At 63.5% G+C, this 18,441-nt stretch carries 15 protein-coding genes; 11 read left to right on the forward strand and 4 right to left on the reverse strand.

Annotated elements, in window-relative coordinates; genetic code table 11:
* Positions 1-178 precede the first annotated feature (178 nt).
* The 5 genes from AC1DUY_RS14095 to AC1DUY_RS14115 all read left to right on the forward strand — a co-directional run bounded on the left by AC1DUY_RS14095 (position 179) and on the right by AC1DUY_RS14115 (position 5,650).
* Positions 179-1,054, forward strand: a complete 876-nt coding sequence (locus tag AC1DUY_RS14095; RefSeq protein WP_092146577.1) for a branched-chain amino acid ABC transporter permease — start codon at positions 179-181, stop codon at positions 1,052-1,054.
* Positions 1,051-2,829, forward strand: coding sequence for a branched-chain amino acid ABC transporter ATP-binding protein/permease (locus tag AC1DUY_RS14100; RefSeq protein WP_093756549.1), 1,779 nt, complete (start codon positions 1,051-1,053; stop codon positions 2,827-2,829). The genes AC1DUY_RS14095 and AC1DUY_RS14100 overlap by 4 nt, the downstream gene beginning before the upstream one ends.
* Positions 2,829-3,572, forward strand: a complete 744-nt coding sequence (locus tag AC1DUY_RS14105) for an ABC transporter ATP-binding protein (protein WP_068735820.1) — start codon at positions 2,829-2,831, stop codon at positions 3,570-3,572. The genes AC1DUY_RS14100 and AC1DUY_RS14105 overlap by 1 nt, the downstream gene beginning before the upstream one ends.
* Positions 3,573-3,623: 51 nt before the next feature.
* The gene (locus tag AC1DUY_RS14110; RefSeq protein WP_089265089.1) at positions 3,624-4,709 is read left to right on the forward strand and encodes a malate/lactate/ureidoglycolate dehydrogenase; all 1,086 of its coding nucleotides are present in this window, start codon (positions 3,624-3,626) and stop codon (positions 4,707-4,709) included.
* Between the two features lie 164 nt (positions 4,710-4,873).
* Positions 4,874-5,650, forward strand: a complete 777-nt coding sequence (locus AC1DUY_RS14115; protein WP_478114989.1) for an HpcH/HpaI aldolase family protein — start codon at positions 4,874-4,876, stop codon at positions 5,648-5,650.
* A 159-nt stretch (positions 5,651-5,809) separates the two neighbouring features.
* On the opposite strand, the gene AC1DUY_RS14120 is transcribed toward AC1DUY_RS14115, so the two are convergent.
* The 4 genes from AC1DUY_RS14120 to AC1DUY_RS14135 form a co-directional block, all read right to left on the reverse strand.
* Complete coding sequence (locus AC1DUY_RS14120) at positions 5,810-6,340, reverse strand: MarR family winged helix-turn-helix transcriptional regulator (protein ID WP_478114991.1); 531 nt, start codon at positions 6,338-6,340, stop codon at positions 5,810-5,812.
* A 67-nt stretch (positions 6,341-6,407) separates the two neighbouring features.
* Entirely contained in the window at positions 6,408-7,160 is a 753-nt protein-coding gene (locus AC1DUY_RS14125; RefSeq protein WP_441277935.1) for an ABC transporter permease, read from the reverse strand.
* A gap of 2 nt (positions 7,161-7,162) precedes the next feature.
* Positions 7,163-7,984, reverse strand: coding sequence for an ABC transporter ATP-binding protein (locus AC1DUY_RS14130; protein ID WP_441277934.1), 822 nt, complete (start codon positions 7,982-7,984; stop codon positions 7,163-7,165).
* Positions 7,984-8,952: an ABC transporter substrate-binding protein gene (locus AC1DUY_RS14135; RefSeq protein ID WP_441277933.1), complete on the reverse strand. Its 969-nt coding sequence runs from the start codon at positions 8,950-8,952 to the stop codon at positions 7,984-7,986. Before AC1DUY_RS14135 ends, AC1DUY_RS14130 begins: the two co-directional genes overlap by 1 nt.
* Positions 8,953-9,053: 101 nt before the next feature.
* Between AC1DUY_RS14135 and AC1DUY_RS14140 the strand changes: the two genes are divergently transcribed.
* From AC1DUY_RS14140 to AC1DUY_RS14165, 6 genes are all read left to right on the forward strand, one after another.
* Positions 9,054-9,302 (forward strand): hypothetical protein, encoded by a 249-nt coding sequence (locus AC1DUY_RS14140; RefSeq protein ID WP_478114994.1) that lies wholly within the window; start codon positions 9,054-9,056, stop codon positions 9,300-9,302.
* Entirely contained in the window at positions 9,251-10,411 is a 1,161-nt protein-coding gene (locus AC1DUY_RS14145) for an FAD-dependent oxidoreductase (RefSeq protein ID WP_441277932.1), read from the forward strand. The genes AC1DUY_RS14140 and AC1DUY_RS14145 overlap by 52 nt, the downstream gene beginning before the upstream one ends.
* Complete coding sequence (locus AC1DUY_RS14150; protein WP_478114996.1) at positions 10,390-11,340, forward strand: polysaccharide deacetylase family protein; 951 nt, start codon at positions 10,390-10,392, stop codon at positions 11,338-11,340. The genes AC1DUY_RS14145 and AC1DUY_RS14150 overlap by 22 nt, the downstream gene beginning before the upstream one ends.
* A 174-nt stretch (positions 11,341-11,514) precedes the next feature.
* The gene (locus tag AC1DUY_RS14155; RefSeq protein WP_231079988.1) at positions 11,515-12,513 is read left to right on the forward strand and encodes a Bug family tripartite tricarboxylate transporter substrate binding protein; all 999 of its coding nucleotides are present in this window, start codon (positions 11,515-11,517) and stop codon (positions 12,511-12,513) included.
* 864 nt (positions 12,514-13,377) lie between these two features.
* Positions 13,378-14,901: a UxaA family hydrolase gene (locus AC1DUY_RS14160; RefSeq protein WP_478114998.1), complete on the forward strand. Its 1,524-nt coding sequence runs from the start codon at positions 13,378-13,380 to the stop codon at positions 14,899-14,901.
* A gap of 234 nt (positions 14,902-15,135) precedes the next feature.
* Complete coding sequence (locus AC1DUY_RS14165; RefSeq protein WP_478115000.1) at positions 15,136-18,423, forward strand: transglutaminase family protein; 3,288 nt, start codon at positions 15,136-15,138, stop codon at positions 18,421-18,423.
* Positions 18,424-18,441: the final 18 nt, after the last annotated feature.

Here is an 18,441-nt window from a genome sequence, read left to right on the forward strand (position 1 = left end):
CGGGGCACGCGCGTCTTCCGCGTGAACCTCAGCCACTCCAATTGGAGTGGCGGGGAATCCCGAAATGTTCAGCGCCTGTTGCCGCGCTCACCATGTGGAGATTCCGGGTCTGCGCCGAAGCGGGCGCATCCCGGAATGACGAGTTCTTGGCAAAATCACCTCCCACCGAGCACGCCTGATGGATCTGGTACTGCAGTTACTGTTTACGGGAATCGGTATCGGAGCCGTCTATGCGCTGGTGGCGCTGGGCTTCGTGCTGATCTTCCGCGCCACCAATGTCGTCAATTTCGCGCAGGGTGAGTTCTCGATGGTCGCCGCCTATCTCATGGTGGTCTGCGCCGTCGATCTGGAACTGCCTTACTGGCTGTCCTTCATCATTGCGCTCGCCGGCATGGCGATCATCGGCGTCATCTTCAATCTCGGCGTCTATTATCCGCTGCGCCACCGCACCTATCTGCCTGTGATCATCGCTACCATCGGCGCCTCGATCCTGATGGCCAATGGCGTGCTGGCGCTGTACGGCCCGCAGCCGCAGGTGCTGCCGGGCTGGTTCGATACGCCGGGCATCCAGCTCGGTCCGGTCTATCTCGACAGCCAGTATCTGCTGATCATCGTGGTCACCATCGCGCTGGTGATCTTCAATTACTGGTTCTTCGAACACACGATGATCGGCAAGAAGCTGCAGGCCACGTCGCAGGACAAGGAGATGGCGTCGCTGCTCGGTATTTCCGTCTCGACCATGATCATGGTCACCTTCATCTATTCGGCCGTGCTCGGCGGTCTTGCCGGGCTTCTGGTTGCGCCGATCCTGTTCGTGTCGATCCAGATGGGCTCGACCATCGCGCTGAAGGCGTTTGCGGCGACCATTATCGGCGGCTTCGGCGATGTCACCGGCGCCATCATCGGCGGTCTCGCGCTCGGCATCATCGAGACGTTCGGCGCTGCCTATATCTCCGTACCCTACAAGGACGGCTTCGCCTTCCTCGTGCTGGTGCTGTTCCTGGTGTTCCGTCCGCAGGGCATCTTCGGCGAACGTGTCGCGGAGAAAGCATGAGCACCTCCAGCGACAACATCCCGGCAGTGGTCATCACACGCCCGAAACCGCTGCTGCTGCGTCACGCGCCGTATTTCATCGGCGCGGCTATCGTGGTCTTCCTCGCCGCGTCGATGCAGTTCGACGGCTACATCCTCAATATCCTGATGCAGGCCACCACTTTCGCCATCGCCGTGTTCGGCCTGTCGGTGGTGCTCGGCCTGTGCGGGCAGATCAATCTTGCGCAGGCGGCGTTCTTCGGCTTCGGCGCCTATGCGGTCGGTATCGGCACCACGGACTATCAGCTCAGCTACTGGCTCTGTCTGGTGGCGGGTTGCGTGATGGCGCTGGTCGCCGGCGCGGTGCTCGGCCTGTCGACGCTGCGGCTCGGCGGCCACTACCTCGCGATGGTGACGATCTCGTTCCAGCAGATCGTCACTTTGGTGATGATCAATGCGATCTGGCTCACCAAGGGACCGGACGGCGTGTCGAAGATCGGCCGCCCGTCGCTGTTCCTGTCGTCGCAATCCTATCTCGCTTTCTGCGTCGCGATGCTCGCTTTGGTCGGTTACATCGTCTGGCATCTGCCGGAGACGCGGCTCGGCCGCGCCATGCGCGCGGTGCGCGACAACGAACTCGCAGCCGGCGTCAACGGCATCGATGTGTTCCGCACCAAGGTCTATGCCTTCGCCATATCGGCTGTGCTCGGCGGTCTCGGTGGCGGTCTGTTCGCCGGCGGCTTCGCCTATATCTCGCCGGATCAGTTCTCCTTCGCCGAATCCATCGTGTTCCTGACCATGTCGCTGCTCGGCGGCGTGGCATCGCCGATCGGCTCGGCCATCGGCACGGGCCTGCTGATCCTCATTCCGGAATGGCTGCGCTTCCTCAAGAGCGTGCCGGGCCTCTATCTGGCGATCTACGGCTTGTCGGTGATCCTGATCATCCGCTTCATGCCCGACGGCATCTGGGGCTTCGTCACCGCGGCCTATGATCGCATGCGAAGCAGCAAGAAGGTGGCTGTGACCAGCGCGCCGCTGCAGCTCAGGCCAGCGGCGACCGGCGGTGACATGGTGCTCGAAGTCACCGGCCTGTCGAAACACTTCGGCGGTTTGAAAGCCGTCGATCAGGTCGACATATCCGTGCGCCGCGGCGGCGTGCATGCGCTGATCGGCCCCAACGGCTCCGGCAAGACCACGACGCTCAATGTGCTGTCGGGTCTCTACAATGCGACCTCGGGCAAGGTGGTGCTGGACGGCACCGACGTCACCACGATGCCGCCGCATCTGCGCGCAGCGGCGGGGCTCGGCCGCACCTTCCAGAACATCCGCCTGTTCCGCTCGATGACCGCGCTGGAAAACGTCATCATCGGCGCCGAGCGGCCGGGCAATACGCTCACCGGCAAGGGCGATGAAGCCGCGCTGACCGAGCGGGCGCTGGCGGCACTCACTTTCGTTGGCCTCGGCCCGCGCGCCATGGAGTTGATCTCCAGCTTCTCCTACGGCCATCAGCGCCTCATCGAGATCGCGCGCGCACTGGCGGCGAACCCGACGCTGCTGTTGCTCGACGAGCCCGCCGCCGGTCTGAACTCGACCGAGAAGCTCGAACTGCATGAACTGCTCAAGCGCATCGCCGCGCAGGGGCTGACCATCCTGATCATCGATCACGACATGACGCTGGTGTCGGAAGCAGCGCAGCACATCACCGTGCTGAATTTCGGACGGCGCATTGCCGATGGCGAGTCGATGGCGGTGCTCCGCCATCCCGACGTCGTCTCGGCCTATCTCGGAACAGACTGATGCCGCTGCTTGAAATCAACGATCTCAATGTCCGTTACGGCGAAATCGTCGCGCTCCGCGGTGTGTCGTTCAATGTCGAGGAAGGGCAGGTGGTGACGCTGCTCGGTGCCAACGGCGCCGGCAAGTCGACCACGCTGCGTGCGATCTCCGGTCTCGCCAAGCCGGCCTCGGGCGACATCCTGTTCGACGGCAAGTCGATCGCAGGTTTGGGCCCGGAAGCCATCGTGCGGATGGGCATCTCCCATGTGCCGGAGGGCAGGCGGGTATTTCCCGGCCTGACGGTGAAAGAGAACATCATGCTTGGCGGCTCCAATCGCAAAGCGAGCAAGGCCGAATTGTCTGGTGAAGCCGACGCGATGTTCGACCTGTTTCCCGACATACGGAAGTTCTCTGGTGCGCTCGGCTGGACGCTGTCCGGTGGTCAGTTGCAGATGGTGGCGGTCGCCCGAGGCTTGATGGCCAAGCCGCGGTTGCTACTGCTGGACGAGCCCTCGCTCGGCCTCGCGCCGGTGATCGTGCAGGCGGTGTTCCGGATCATCACGGAAATTCGCCTGTCCACCACGGTCTTGCTTGTGGAGCAAAATGCGCGCATGGGACTATCCGTCGCCGATCAGGGCTACGTGCTGGAAACCGGCCGTATCGTGCTCGGCGGCAAGCCGGAGGATCTCTGGGCCAACGAGGCCATCGCGGCCGCCTATCTCGGCGGTCATGGTAAACCTGCAGCAGGTCTTGCGGCCCATTGAGGGCTTGCACTGACGGCCTCGCTGCCCATCAACAAGGACGAATGTCCCGCCATGGTTACAGTTCAAGTCAACAAGCTCATCGATTTCGTTGCCGACGTGTTCGCCCATGCCGACTCTTCTCCGGAAGAAGCCCGGCGCATCGCGACCTATCTCACGACAGCGAACCTCACCGGCCATGACAGCCACGGCGTCATCCGCGTTCCGGTCTATATCCGCTGGCGCAATAACGGGATGATCACCCCGAACCAGACCATCGAAATCCCCGTCGATACGCCGTCGCTCGCCGTCGTCGATGGCCGCTTCGGCTATGGCCAGACGGTCGGCCCGCAGGCGGTCAAGCTCGGCATCGAGAAGTGCAAGGCGGCCGGTCTCTCCGCCATCGCCACCAAGAATTCCGGTCACATCGGCCGCATCGGCGACTGGGCCGAGATGGCGGCAGCCGAAGGCCTCGTCTCGATCCATTTCGTTACCGCGGCAGGCTCCGTGCTGGTCGCGCCCTATGGCGGCGTCGAGCGCCGTCTGTCCACCGCGCCGTATTGCGTTGGCATTCCGCGTCCCGGACAGATGCCGGTGGTGCTCGACTTCGCGACCTCGGTGGTCGCCGAAGGCAAGGTGCTGGTCGCCTCGCGCGGCGGCAAGAAGCTGCCGAAGGGCGCGCTGATTGCGCCCGATGGCACGCTGAGCGAAGACCCGGCGCTGCTCTACGGCCCGCATGAGATGCAAGGTCCGCGCGATCATTCCAAGGGCACCGGCGCCATCCGTGCCTTCGGCGATCACAAGGGCTCGGGCCTCGCATTGATCTGCGAATTGCTCGGCGGCGCGCTCACCGGCAACGGTGCCACCAAGTATGATCGGCCATTCGCCAATGGCATGTTCTCGATCTATATCGATCCGAAAGTGATCGACCCCGCGAACTTCTTCGATGGCGAAGTCGCGCGCTATGTCGACTTCTTCAAGAGCGCCAAGCCGGCCGCCGGCGTCGATGCGGTCCTGATCCCCGGCGACAACGAAGCGAAGACTCGCGCCGAGCGCACCGCCAATGGCGTGCCATTGCCGGATGAGACCTGGGCTGCCATCGTGCAGACCGCCCGCGACGTCGGCGTGAGCGAAGACGCCGTGAAGAAGGCGACGTCGTAGTCATGCGTCACGCAACACTCACCGTCGTCATGCCCGGGCAGCGCGAAGCGAGGACTTCGCTTGATGTCCCGGGCATCCACGTCTTTACTATCAATCACTGAAAAGGCGTGGATGGCTGGGACAAGCCCGGCCATGACGTCTCATGAAGAGCGGAGGAAATATCGGTGGCAAACAAGGTCAAGGAAATCTGGAAGGCGGGCAAGGTTGCCGTCAACGGCTGGCTCGCGATTCCGTCGGGCTTCTCTGCCGAAGTGATGGCGCAGTGCGGTTTCGACAGCGTCACCGTCGATATCCAGCATGGCGTGCAGGACTACATGTCGATGGTGGAGTGCTTCCAGGCAATGGGTGCGCATCCGGTGACGCCGATGGTGCGCGTGCCATGGAACGAGCCCGGCATCATCGGCAAGGTGCTGGACGGCGGCGCCTATGGCGTGATCTGTCCGATGGTCAACACCAAGGAAGAAGCCGAGAATTTCGTGCAGTATTGCAAGTATCCGCCGCGTGGTACCCGTAGCAACGGCCCGATCCGCTCGGGCATGTATGGCGGCGCCGGCGACTACCAGAAGACCGCCAATGCCGACATCATCTGCCTGCCGATGCTGGAAACCAAGACTGCGGTCGACAACATGGAAGCGATCCTCGATGTCGAAGGCATCGCCGGCGTCTATGTCGGCCCAAGCGATCTCGGCTTCTCCTATGGCCTCGTGCCGAAGCTCGACCGCGAGGAGCCGGAGATCCTCAAGATCTACGACAAGCTGATCAAGGAATGCGACAAGCGCGGCCTCAACCCGGGCATCCACTGCTCGGGCCCCGTGGGTGCTGCGAAAAACATCGGCATGGGCTTCAAGCTGGTGACACTGCTCAACGACAGCGGCATTCTCGCCACCGGCGCGAAGAGCTGGGTCAACGACACCCGCAAGGGCTCGGGCGGCAAGGCGTAAGCCACAGGCTCTCTTCCCTCTCCCCTTGTGGGAGAGGGTGGATCGCCGCGAAGCGGCGAGACGGGTGAGGGGTAGCCACAAGCTTCGAGCCCGGCCGGACCCCTCATCCGTCACGGCCTTCGGCCGTGCCACCTTCTCCCACAAGGGGAGAAGGAAGGATCACTCCACCACCGGCACCGTGTCTATCTTGATCTCGCTCTGCCGGCCGTCGATCACATCCGCAAAACGCATCAGCTCCTGCATCAGCAACTGCTGCCCTTCGAGTCCGAGCGGTGCCAACAACTCCCGCTGCACGTCGAACACCCGCGGAATCGCTTCGTTGATCACGGCTTCGCCCGCCGAGGTGAGCTGCACGCGCAGCGTCCTGCGATCGTTCGGCTCCGGCAACCGTGCTAGATAATTCTGCGCCTCAAGCTTGTTGAGCCGGCTGGTCAGGCCTGCGCCACTGAGTAGCAGTGATTGGGCGATCTGCTTCGGCGACAGGCTGTAGGGCGCGCCAGCGCGGCGCAGCGCCGTCAGCACGTCATAGGTGCCGCGCGTCAGTTCGAAGGGCGCGAGCGCCTCGTCGATGAGGGCCGTACATTGCATCTGAATCCGGCCGATCAGACCGTAGATGTGCACCGGGCTGGGGTCGATATCCGGCCGCTCCGTCTGCCACTGCGCAAAAATGGCATCGACCTGTTCGCGCATCGCCGCGCGCGCGCGCGTCGGGCGACGCGAGGGTGGTTTCGATCCGGATGTCTCGTCAGTCATGGCGTCACGGCGTCCAGTCGATCACACGTCGTTCGATAAACTCGATGCCGTGAAACAGCGCAATACTTAGCACGGTGAGCAGCGCGATGGCGGCGAAAGCGAGCGGCGTCTGCGACTGCGCGGTGGAGGTCAGGATCAGATAGCCGAGCCCGTCCTGCGCGGCGACGAATTCGCTGATCACAGCGCCGATCACGGCGAAGGTCACCGCCACCTTGCAGCCGGTGAAGAAGTGCGGCAGCGCCACGGGAACGCGCAGCCGGCGGAACACCATATGCGGCGAGGCGCCGAGCGAGCGCATCAGGTCGAGCATGGTCTTTGGCGCAGCCTCGAAACCGGCGACCATGTTGACGAGGATCGGGAAGAAGCAGACCAGCACCACGACCAGGATCTTCGGCCATTCCGAGAGGCCGAACCACAGGATGATCAGCGGCGCCACGGCGACCTTCGGCACCGACTGCAGGCCGAGCAGGATCGGATAGATGATCCGGCGCGCCAGTGGATTGAGGCTGATCAGGATCGCCAGCGGCAGCGACAGCGCGATCGCCAGCACGAAGCCGAGCACCGTTTCACGGAGCGTTACTAGCGTATTGGAGGCAAGCTCCGGCGCCCACTTCACGGCTGAATGATAGATCTCCAAAGGCGCCGGCAGGATCCAGGTCGGAATCTTCAGGGCGTCGCAGATGAGTTCCCAGCCGATCAATAGCGCCAGATAGATCAGCGGCGTGGCGGCGCGGTCGATGAAGCGCGAGAAGGACATGATCAGCCACCCGTCCGGTTGAAGATGACGTCGCGGATCTGGTTCTTGATCTCCTGGAAGCGCGGCAGCTTCACGGTGTCGGCATCGCGCGGACGCGGCAGATCGATGGTGATGTCGGCACGGATGGTGCCGGGGCGTTCCGACATGATCAACACCCGGTCACCGAGCAGGATCGCCTCCTCGATATCGTGGGTGATGAGCAGCGCGGCACGGCCCAGTTCCTGCCAGAGGCGCGAGAGTTCGAGCGACAATTCCTCGCGAGTGAGCGCGTCGAGCGCGCCAAAGGGTTCGTCGAGGAGTAGCAGGCGCGGATCGGAGATCATGGCGCGGCAGAAGGCGGCGCGCTGCTTCATGCCGCCGGACAGTGCCTGCGGGCGCTGATGGGCGAAATCCTTCAGGCCGGTGAGTTCGAGCAGCTTCAGCGCACGCTCGCGCGCGGCGGCTTTCGGCAGCGCCAGCACGTCGGCGGGAAGCAATACGTTGTCGAGCACGCTGGTCCATGGAAACAGCACGTGCTCCTGAAACACGATGCCGACTTCATGCGACGGGCCGTCGAGCGGCGTGCCATAGCGCTGCATGGTGCCGGTGTCCGGCATTTCCAGCCCTGCAACGAGGCGCAGCAGCGTGGACTTGCCGCAGCCTGATGGGCCGACCACCGAGACGAAACTGCCGGGATCGATGCGCAGATCAACCGGGCCGAGTGCATGCGTGGCTTTGCCGTCGCGCCCGGGATAGGTCTTGATGACGCCCTTGAGGTCGATCGCAGGAACCACCGCCGCGGCAGTCCGCGACGGCGCATCATTGTGTGCGGGGATCGCCGTCATCAGTCGATGAAGCCCGGCGCGAACAGGTCTTCCGGTTTCACGGGATTCTTCAGCGTGAAGTTGGCCGACATCACATCGACGGTGCTGGCGATGCTCTTCGGCTCGATATGGCCGAGCGATCCCTTCACCTCCGCGAGTTCCTTCACCAGCCTGGTCTCGCCTTCGATCACGGCAGGTGCGAGCTCCTTCTGATACTTCGCCATGATGGAGGCGGCTTCCGCCGGATTGGCGAAGGCGTCCTTCATGCCCTTGATGGTGGCGCGGACGAAGGCCTTCACCTGATCCGGGCTCTTCGCGATCATCTCCTCGGAGGCGATCAGGCCGTTGCCGTAATAATCGAGATTGGAGTCGGCGTAATTGATGCGGGTGACTTCCTTCGGCGCCACGGCTGCTGCAATCAGCGGCTCGCCGACCGAGAACTGGCAGATCGCATCCGCGCGGCCATTGGCGAGCAGCGACGGCAGCGCCGAGCCTTCGGCGACCACCCACTTCACCTTGCTGGCGTCGATGCCGGCGGCCTTGGCGAAAGCCGGGAACAGCAGGCGCACCGAGCTTGATGCGGTGTCGGCGACGGTCTTGCCTTCGAGATCCTTCGGCGAATTGATGCCGCTGCCCTTGATGGCGAAGATCGCCTGCGGCGGCTTCGCATAGACCACGGAGACCAGCTTCACCGGCACGCCGTCATTGCCGCGCGCCAGCACCAGCGAACCGGCATCGGCGAAGCCGAAGGTCGCGACGCCGGCAGCAACCTTCTTGATGGCGTCGGCCGAGCCCTGGCCGCGCACGAAGGTCACGTCGAAGCCCTCGGCCTTGTAGTAGCCCTTCTCGCGGGCGACGTAGAAATAAGCGTGGCGGCCGTTGAAGCCGAAATCGGTGATGAAATTGATCTCGGCAGCCTGCGCGGTGGAGACGCCGGCCGTAGCCAGGGTCGCGAGCAGGGCGGCGGTGAGGCGAGCGCGGAATTTCATGGTCTGACCTTCAGTGGCGGGTGAGGAGGAGGCCGGCTTTCGGTGCGCAAGCGGCGCGTTCAAATTCATTCGCAATCGAATAAATCCTAAGGGCGGCCTTGATGAAGATCAACGGCGGCGCTGCCCAAAAACTCATCGAGATAAATGAAATTCCGCGTAAAATCCGCGCATATGGCTCGTTTCTGAGGCGGCTCAGGCCGTCGCTTGACAGTCGCGATCGGCCCGTTCTATGCGAAATCATTCGCTATCGAATGATGTGCTACCCGGACGCTGTGGCGCCGCTGGAACGAGGTGAGAGATGGATCGCGGAACACGGATCGCCGTTCTCGGCGCGGGTCTCGCCGGATTGACGGTGGCGGGGCTGCTGCAGCGCGCCGGCTTCCCGGTCGCGGTCTATGAGCAGTCGCCGAGTTTTTCGCGCATCGGCGCCGGCATCATTCTCGGCGCCAACGTTTCGAAGGTGCTGCGCCGGCTCGACCTCGAAGACGCCTTCGCCGCCACCGGTATTCGCCCCGATGCGTTTCTCAGCCGCGCATGGGACACGGGCGAACAGCTCTACAGGCTCGATTTCGACGCGGCATGCGAAGCGCGTTTTGGCGGCCCTTTTGTCAACATCCACCGTGCCGATCTGCATCAGTTGCTGCAGCGACCGCTCGCGCCCGGCACCATCCGTTTCGGCCACAAGCTCACCGGCATCGAGGAGCGCGGCGACGCGCTCATTTTGAGTTTCGAGAACGGCACAAGCGCGGAAGCCGATATCGCCATCGGCGCTGATGGCATTCGCTCCATCACCCGCGAACTCATCCTTGGCGCGGAAGAGCCACGCTTCATCGGGCGTTCTGCACCGCGCGCGGTGTTTCCGGCGAGCCGCATCAAGGGTGACCCTATCGACGACTGTACCAAGTGGTGGGCGCCCGACCGGCATACGCTCGCTTACTATATGACGCCCGACCGCAACGAGGTCTATGTCATGGCGGCGCTGCCGATGGCGCGCTGGGACGGCGACGGTTCACCGGTGAAGGGCGACCGCGACGAATTCATTGCCGCCTTCGACAGTGCGCATCCCGATCTCAGGCGCGCGGCGGAAGCGGCGGAAGATGTCACCGTGTGGCCGATCTTCGACCGACCGCGCAACGACACCTGGCACAAGGGCCGCGTGGTGCTGATGGGCGATGCCTGCCATGCGGTGCGTCCATTCATGGCGGCCGGCGGCTCGGCGGCCATCGAGGACGCCGCGATCCTCAGCCGCTGCATCGCCGAGTTCGGCGATTCCGCCACGGCTTTCGCGCATTACACGATGATCCGAATCCCGCGGGTCGCCGACATCCAGCAGATCTCCATCGCCAATTCATGGATGCATGGCCCGACCGAGACCGACTGGTTCTTCGGTTATGATGCCTGCACCGTGCCACTCGACCGAGCCATTCCGGAGGCCCTATGTCCGAATTTGCAGCGATGAAGCCCGGCGACATCCGTCCTGAACCGATGCAGGCGCGCGATCTCGTCGGTTACGGCGCCACGTCACCCGATCCGCGCTGGCCGAACGGCGCGAAGATTGCGGTCAGCATCAGCCTGAATATCGAAGGTGGCGGCGAGGCTACGCTGGCGAATGGCGATGCAGTCTCCGAAGGCATGCTGAATGACATCGGCGTGCCGACGAAAGAGGGCGTTCGCGTTCCGCTGGTGGAGTCCGTGTTCGAATATGGCGGCCGTCGCGGCGCCTGGCGCATTCTCGATATTCTCGATCGCTTCAAGGCACCGGTCAGCATTCTCGGCGTCGCGCGGGCGATGGAGCAAAATCCGGAACTGGCGAGAGCCTGCGTCGCGCGCGGCCACGAGATGGTGAGTCATGGCTATCGCTGGATCGACTATTGCCATGTGGATGAAGCGACCGAGCGTGCGCATATCCGCAAGGCGATCGAGATACTCACCGAGCTGACCGGTAGCCGCCCGCTCGGCTGGATGACCGGACGTCCCGGTCCCAACACGCGGCGGCTGCTCGCGGAGGAGGGCGGCTTTCTCTATGACCGCGACTCGCTCGCGGATGAGCTGCCCTACTGGGTGAAGACCGAGCACGGCCCGTTTCTCGTCGTGCCGTACTCTTATGAATCCAACGACAATCGCTTCAACGAGAATTCAGGTTTTTCGACCGGCGAGCAGTTCTTCACTTACATGCGCGATGCGTTCGATGTTCTCTACGCGGAAGGCGTCGCCGGCGCGCCGAAACTGCTGTCCATCGGTTTGCATGACCGCTTGATCGGCCGTCCTGGCCGTGTTGGCGGGCTCATCAAGATGCTTGAACATATGAGCGCGCATGATGGCGTATGGTTCTGCCGCGGCATCGATGTCGCGCAGCATTGGCGAACGCATTTTCCACCGAAGCCGTGACGCGCCGCCAACTGCCGGGCAATATTCCGGCTGATGGCATGCAGGCCGGAGGCGGCGTTACTGCATGTGTTCTTAGAACATCTGTGCGTGTCACTCTGCTTTGCCTTCGCAGGCGAAGCCGGTCATACTCGATACACTTATCCGCAGAGATAAGATCAAATCGGGAGGATGATCGTGCGAAACAACTTGCGTCTGCTCAATCGACGCCAATTCGTCACCGCGGGCGCAGGCGCTGCTGCATTGTTGAGTGCGCCGTCACTCGTCCGCGCCAATAGCTGGCCGACCAAGCCGATCAAGATTCTCGCGGGCTCCGCGGCCGGCGGCCAGACCGATCAATTCTCGCGCGTTTACGGCGAGTATCTGTCGCGTGAACTCGGGCAGACCGTTGTGGTCGAGAACAAGGCCGGTGCCGGCGGCGCTGTCGCAGCGATGGAGCTGAAACGCTCCGATCCCGACGGCCACACGCTGATGATCTGCAACACCACCGCCTATATGCTCAATCCCGTTCTCATCAAGGACATCAAATACAGTGTCCCGCAGGACTTCGCCTGGGTCGCGGTGATGCCGGGCGGCAGCCTGCCGCTGATGGTGAGCGAGAAGGTCGGCGCAAAGACGCTGAAGGACTTCATCGACTATGCGCGCAAGGCCGAGAAGGTGAATGTCGGCACATATGCGTCCGGCTCCTTCGCGCATATGGTCATCGTCGAGCTCAACAAGCAGTATGGGCTGAAGATGGAGGCGGTGCATTATCGCGGCGAGGCGCCGATGTGGCAGGATCTCGCCGGTGGGTCGATCGATGCCGGCATCGGCAGCTATGCCGCGGCATTGCCGGTGCTGCAAACCGGGAAAGCGCGCGCCGTTGCGGTGTCGCGCCGCCGCATCAAGGATCTTCCCGACGTCGGCACATTCCTCGAACAGGGCGCAACCTCACGCGCGCACAGCTTACTGACCTTTCAGGGCTGCGTTGCTCCGGCGAAGACGCCGCCGGAGGTGGTCGCAAAACTGTCCGCGCTGTTCGTTGGCGCCGGCAAGAGCGATCGCGTTCGCGAGCTGCTCAAGAGCCAGGGTATCGACGAGGGCCCGATGACGCTGGAGGCGAGCCAGGCGCTCTACAAGGAAGAGGCGCCGGTCTGGGCCGAGCTTGCCGCAAGTCTGGGACCGCAGCCGCAGTAGTTGGGCGTCATTCCGGGGGCGTTGCCCCCACTGTCATTCCGGGGCAGGACGGACCGCGAAGCGGGCCGGACTGAGCCCGGAATCTCAGAGTGTTCAGCGCAAAGCAGGTCGGGATTCCGGGTTCGCGTGCGCGAAGGCGCGCCCGCGCCCCGGAATGACAGTGTGGGGCGCTAAGACGGCCCTAAACATTTTTTCCTATCTCCCGTTGACAACATCCCCATCAGGTTTATATTCCCCTTCGTCCTGCCCCACCGAGAGGGGCGATCGCGATCGTCACGTTCGCGGGGTGGGATGCGGTGGACGCCGGAGATGCGGCGTCACGCGGTTCATGGGGGAACGTCTGTCTTCGGGCAGGACGGATCTGCGCCAGCACTGCCACTGGCAAGGAGACGACCGACCTTGGGATGGAAAGACTCTCTGGGCAGTGTGACGGACGACCAAATCGAAACGCGTTCGGCCAAGTGCTTTGCGGCTACCCTGTCCCTCCGCCCTGGGACATTAATTTTGGTGATGGGACCGTTCGCCATGGCAGATGTGCAGGCAACCGAAAAAACACCGCAGGCGGAACGTCGGGCACTTGCTCGGCGCCTCCGAAAGTCCTGATGCACACTAACCTGCGGAAGTCCGCATTCGCATCAGGCCCAAGGGGGCAACGGGCACCCGGCGTTCCGCACGCCCTCTCGCAAGAGGGTGGGAATGCAAGCGACGACGGCGCCCCCGCGCCGCAAACAATGGGGGCGATGACGCATGTCTGATCGGCGTCATCATGGCCCAAAGCAGGGCTGACGCCGCCTGCTTCTTTCAGCTAGAGTCATTCCAAACAAGAGGTCTGCCAGACCACAAAACGCGCGCGAGGAAATCCCGATGGTTCCATCTCCCGTCATTCGTCTGCATGACAACGACGCCGTATTGATCGCGCGCACCACGCTGCTGCCCGGTATCGAGGTGACGACAGGCGTCGTGACGTCGGAACGCATCCCCGCGGGCCACAAGGTCGCGATCCGGCCCATCGCCACCGGCGAGGAAATCCGCCGCTACGGGCAGATCATCGGCTTTGCCACCCAGCCGATCGCGCCCGGCCAGCATGTCCATACGCAGAACATGGGCATGGGCGATTTCGACCGCGACTATGCTTACGGTGTCGACGTCAAGCCGACGCCGAATTTCGATCTGCCCGCCACCTTCATGGGCCTCAGGCGCAGCGATGGCCGCGTCGCCACGCGCAACTATATCGGCATCCTCACCTCGGTGAATTGCAGCGCCCATGTCGCCAGCATGGTTGCCGACGTGTTCAAGAAGAATCCCTTCACCGGGCACAATCCGCTCGCCGACTATCCCAATGTCGATGGCGTCGTCGCGCTCACCCACAAGACCGGCTGCGGCATGACGCAGGACGAACCGCTGACGCTGCTGCGACGAACTCTCGGCGGCTACGCGCGGCACGTGAACTTCTCCCACGTGGTGGTGCTCGGCCTCGGTTGCGAGATCAACCAGATCGGCGGCTTGATGCAGGAGCAGAAGCTCGCCGGGCGCTTGCGCGAGATGCAGATCCAGGAGATCGGCGGCACCCGCAAGACCACCGAGGCCGGCGTAGCCTTCGTCAATGAAGTGCTGGCCGATGCCAACAAGGTCACGCGCGAGGAAGTCTCTGCCAGCGAGTTGACGGTGGCCCTGCAATGCGGCGGCTCCGATGGCTATTCGGGCATATCCGCCAATCCGGCGCTCGGCGCGGCGAGCGATCTCTTGGTGCGCCATGGCGGCACCGTGGTGCTGTCGGAAACGCCGGAGACCTATGGCGCCGAGCATCTGCTGACGCGCCGCGCGGTGTCGCGCGAGGTCGGCGAGAAGCTGGTCGGGCTGATGCGCTGGTGGGATGCTTATTGCGAACGCGAGGGCGCCGAGATGAACGCCAATCCGAGCCCCGGCAACAAGGCCGGCGGCCTCACCACCATTCTGGAAAAATCTTTGGGCGCTATGGCCAAGGCCGGCTCGACCAATCTCGTCGATGTGCTGAACTATGCCGAGACGATCACCAAGAAGGGTTTTGTGTTCATGGATACGCCCGGCTACGACCCCGTCGCTGCGACAGGGCAGGTCGCCGGCGGCGCCAATCTCGTCTGCTTCACCACCGGCCGCGGCAGCGTGTTCGGCTGCAAGCCGGCGCCGTCCATCAAGCTCGCCACCAACACGCCGATGTTCAAGCGGATGGAAGAGGACATGGACATCAATTGCGGAACCATCCTCGATGGCGACGAGACGGTCGGGGAATGCGGCCAGCGTATTTTCGAGCTGATGCTCAAGACCGCCTCCGGCGCCCCGACCAAGAGCGAGAGCTTCGATTTCGGCGGCGCGGAGTTCGCGCCTTGGGTCTTGGGCGCGACGATGTGAGGGTGACCGCTGCTCCGTCCTCATCCTGAGGAGCGGCGCACTTGCGCCGCTTCTCGAAGGATGGCCCAGCACTTCGATTCAGGGTTCGAGACGCGCGCCAAGCGGCGCGCTCCTCACCATGAGGGCTGAGTTAGGTGAAGCGCCCCCAATCGAGGCACATCGTGCCCGTTGTTAGAGCTTGATCCCTGGCACCTCCGGTGTTCTGCTTAAAAAAGCTGCTGGAGTTGCGCCACTGTGTCGATCTTCGTCGCACTGAACCACGTCACCCATTACAAATATGATCGGCCGATCACGCTGGGGCCGCAGACCATCCGGCTGCGACCCGCGCCGCATGCGCGCACGCCGATTCTGAGCTATTCGCTGAAGGTCACGCCGACCAATCACTTCGTGAACTGGCAGCAGGATCCGCAAGGCAACTGGCTGGCGCGCTTCGTCTTCCCGGAACCGGCGAATGAACTGAAGATCGAGGTCGACTTCACCGCCGAGATGACGGTGATCAATCCGTTCGACTTCTTCGTCGAGCCCTATGCCGAAACGTTTCCCTTCGCCTATACCGACGACCTGAAGAGCGAACTCGCGCCCTATATGGCGACGACGGAGCCAGGGCCGTGCTTCACGGCCTATATGGCGGAGATCGCGAAGGAAGCGCCGAACACGGTGAACTTCCTCGTCGATCTCAATGCGCGCCTGCGCGAGAAGGTCAACTACATCATCCGCATGGAGCCCGGCGTGCAGTCTCCGGAAGAGACGCTGCTGTCCGGCGCGGGCTCATGCCGCGACTCTGCGTGGCTCCTGATCGAGACGCTGCGCCATCTCGGCCTCGCCGCGCGTTTTGTCTCCGGCTATCTCATTCAGTTGCGCCCGGACATCGATCCGATCGAAGGCCCGCCTGAAGTCGAAGCCGACTTCACCGACCTGCACGCCTGGGCCGAAGTCTATATCCCCGGCGCCGGCTGGGTCGGCTTCGACGCGACCTCAGGCATGCTGACGGGCGAGGGGCATGTCCCCGTCGCGGCGACACCGCATTTCCGGTCGGCGGCGCCGATCTCCGGCATGGCCGGCTTTGCCGAAGTCGAGTTCGCGTTCGCGATGGGCGTCAAACGTATTCGCGAGGCGCCGCGGATCACCAAGCCGTTCTCCGATGAATCCTGGGCCAGGCTCGATGCACTCGGTGAGAAGGTCGATGCCGATCTGAAGGCGCATGACGTGCGTCTCACCATGGGCGGCGAGCCGACCTTCGTGTCGGTCGACGATATGGAATCGCCGGAGTGGAATACGGCGGCCGTCGGGCCGACCAAGCGCGGCCTCGGCGACGATCTGATCCGTCGCCTGCGTACGCGTTTTGCGCCCGGTGGCCTGATGCATTACGGGCAGGGCAAATGGTATCCCGGCGAGAGCCTGCCGCGCTGGGCGTTCGGCCTGTATTGGCGCAAGGACGGCGTGCCGATCTGGAAGAATGATGCGCTGATCTCACGGATCGAAGGCCCGCGCAGCGCCGATATCGGCGGCGCCGAGCGCTTCGCCGAAGGCACGGCGCGGCGGCTTGGCCTGCCGAAGGACTATGTCATCCCGGCCTTCGAGGATCCCGTCTATTGGGAGCAGAAGGAATCGAACCTGCCGAACAATGTCGTGCCCGGCGACTCCAAATTGCCCGATCCGGAGGAACGCGCGCGCATGGCGCGGGTCTTCGAACATGGCCTCGACAGGCCGAAGGGGTTCGTGCTGCCGATCCAGCGCTGGAATGCGGAGACGGCCGCCGACAGACGCTGGCGGTCCGAGCGGTGGAAGCTGCGCCGCGGCAACCTGTTTCTGACACCCGGCGATTCACCGATGGGCCTGCGCTTGCCGTTGTCGTCGCTGCCGCACCTCACCGAAGAGGAATACCCGTTCATCGTCGAGCAGGATCCGCTGGAGCCGCGCGGCGACATGCCGGTGTTCGACGAAATCGCGTCGGCGGAAAACCAGCCTGCCGCACAATACGTCCAGGAGCAGCAGATTCGTTCCGGCGGCGTACGCACGGCGATGTCGATTGAAATTCGCGACGGCATTCTCTGTGCCTTCATGCCGCCGGTCGAGAAGTTTGAAGATTATCTCGAACTGGTGACGGCGCTGGAGGCGACGGCCGAAGAACTGCAGATGCAGGTGCATGTCGAAGGCTATCCGCCGCCGTTCGATCCGCGCGTCGAGGTCATCAAGGTGACGCCCGATCCCGGCGTGCTGGAGATCAACATCCATCCGGCCTCGAGCTGGCGCGAGGCCGTCGATACCACGACGTTTCTCTATGAGGAGGCCGCGAAGACGCGGCTCGGCGCCAACAAGTTTCTGCTCGATGGTCGTCACACCGGCACCGGTGGTGGCAATCACGTGGTGGTCGGCGGCAGCTCGCCGGCGGACTCGCCCTTCCTGCGCCGGCCGGATCTCCTGAAGAGCCTCGTGCTGTATTGGCAGCGCCATCCATCGCTGTCCTATCTGTTCTCCGGCATGTTCATCGGTCCGACCAGTCAGGCACCGCGCATCGACGAAGCACGGCATGACGGTCTCTATGAACTGGAGATCGCACTGGCGCAGGTGCCGCCGCCCGGCGAGAAGGCGCCGCTGTGGCTGGTCGATCGGCTGTTCCGGCACATCCTCGTCGATATCACCGGCAATACCCATCGCGCCGAAATCTGTATCGACAAGCTCTATTCGCCCGATGGCACGACGGGTCGCTTGGGTCTCGTCGAATTCCGTGCGCTTGAGATGCCGCCCGATCCGCGCATGTCGCTGGCGCAGCAGCTCCTGATCCGCGCGCTGATCGCGAAGATGTGGCGCGCGCCGCAGGATGGCAAATTCGTCCGCTGGGGCACGGCGCTGCATGATCGCTTCATGCTGCCGCATTTCCTCTGGGAGGATTTCCAGGACGTGCTGAGTGAACTCGGCCGGTCCGGCTACGAATTCTCGAAAGAGTGGTTCGAAGCCCAGCTCGAATTCCGCTTCCCCGTCTTCGGCCATGTCACCTATGGCGGCGTGACGCTGGAAGTCCGGCAGGCGCTGGAGCCGTGGCACGTGCTGGGCGAGGAGGGGTCTGCCGGTGGCACCGTGCGCTATGTCGATTCCTCGGTGGAGCGGTTGCAATTGAAGGCCAATGGCTTCACGCCGGGGCGGCACATCATTACCTGCAACGGCCGGGCGCTGCCGATGACCGATACCGGCCGGGCCGGCGAGGTGGTCGCCGGCGTCCGCTTCAAGGCCTGGCAGCCGGCGTCCGGCCTGCACCCGACGATTCCGGTCCATGCGCCGCTGGTGTTCGATATTTATGACAGCTGGAATCGGCGGTCGCTTGGCGGTTGCGTCTATCATGTGGCGCATCCCGGCGGCCGCAATTACGAGACAAAACCGGTCAATGCCTATGAGGCGGAGGCCCGGCGGCTGGCCCGTTTCGAGGAGATCGGCCACACGCCCGGCGAAATCGCCCCGCCAAGGGCAGAACGCACACTTGAATTCCCATTGACCCTCGACTTGCGAACGCCTCTCCTGCATTGAGAATGCAGGCAGTTTGGG

The sequence above is a fragment of the Tardiphaga sp. P4_G1 genome (assembly GCF_056401215.1).

Bases quoted from the DNA above. Each gene is read 5' to 3' on its own strand.
- AC1DUY_RS14110 (WP_089265089.1), top strand. From the start codon at position 3,624: ATGGTTACAGTTCAAGTCAACAAGCTCATCGATTTCGTTGCCGACGTG.
- AC1DUY_RS14130 (WP_441277934.1), bottom strand. From the start codon at position 7,984: ATGACGGCGATCCCCGCACACAATGATGCGCCGTCGCGGACTGCCGCG.
- AC1DUY_RS14125 (WP_441277935.1), bottom strand. From the start codon at position 7,160: ATGTCCTTCTCGCGCTTCATCGACCGCGCCGCCACGCCGCTGATCTAT.
- AC1DUY_RS14140 (WP_478114994.1), top strand. From the start codon at position 9,054: ATGAAGATCAACGGCGGCGCTGCCCAAAAACTCATCGAGATAAATGAA.
- AC1DUY_RS14135 (WP_441277933.1), bottom strand. From the start codon at position 8,952: ATGAAATTCCGCGCTCGCCTCACCGCCGCCCTGCTCGCGACCCTGGCT.
- AC1DUY_RS14100 (WP_093756549.1), top strand. From the start codon at position 1,051: ATGAGCACCTCCAGCGACAACATCCCGGCAGTGGTCATCACACGCCCG.
- AC1DUY_RS14095 (WP_092146577.1), top strand. From the start codon at position 179: ATGGATCTGGTACTGCAGTTACTGTTTACGGGAATCGGTATCGGAGCC.
- AC1DUY_RS14150 (WP_478114996.1), top strand. From the start codon at position 10,390: ATGTCCGAATTTGCAGCGATGAAGCCCGGCGACATCCGTCCTGAACCG.
- AC1DUY_RS14120 (WP_478114991.1), bottom strand. From the start codon at position 6,340: ATGCGCGAACAGGTCGATGCCATTTTTGCGCAGTGGCAGACGGAGCGG.
- AC1DUY_RS14160 (WP_478114998.1), top strand. From the start codon at position 13,378: ATGGTTCCATCTCCCGTCATTCGTCTGCATGACAACGACGCCGTATTG.
- AC1DUY_RS14105 (WP_068735820.1), top strand. From the start codon at position 2,829: ATGCCGCTGCTTGAAATCAACGATCTCAATGTCCGTTACGGCGAAATC.
- AC1DUY_RS14145 (WP_441277932.1), top strand. From the start codon at position 9,251: ATGGATCGCGGAACACGGATCGCCGTTCTCGGCGCGGGTCTCGCCGGA.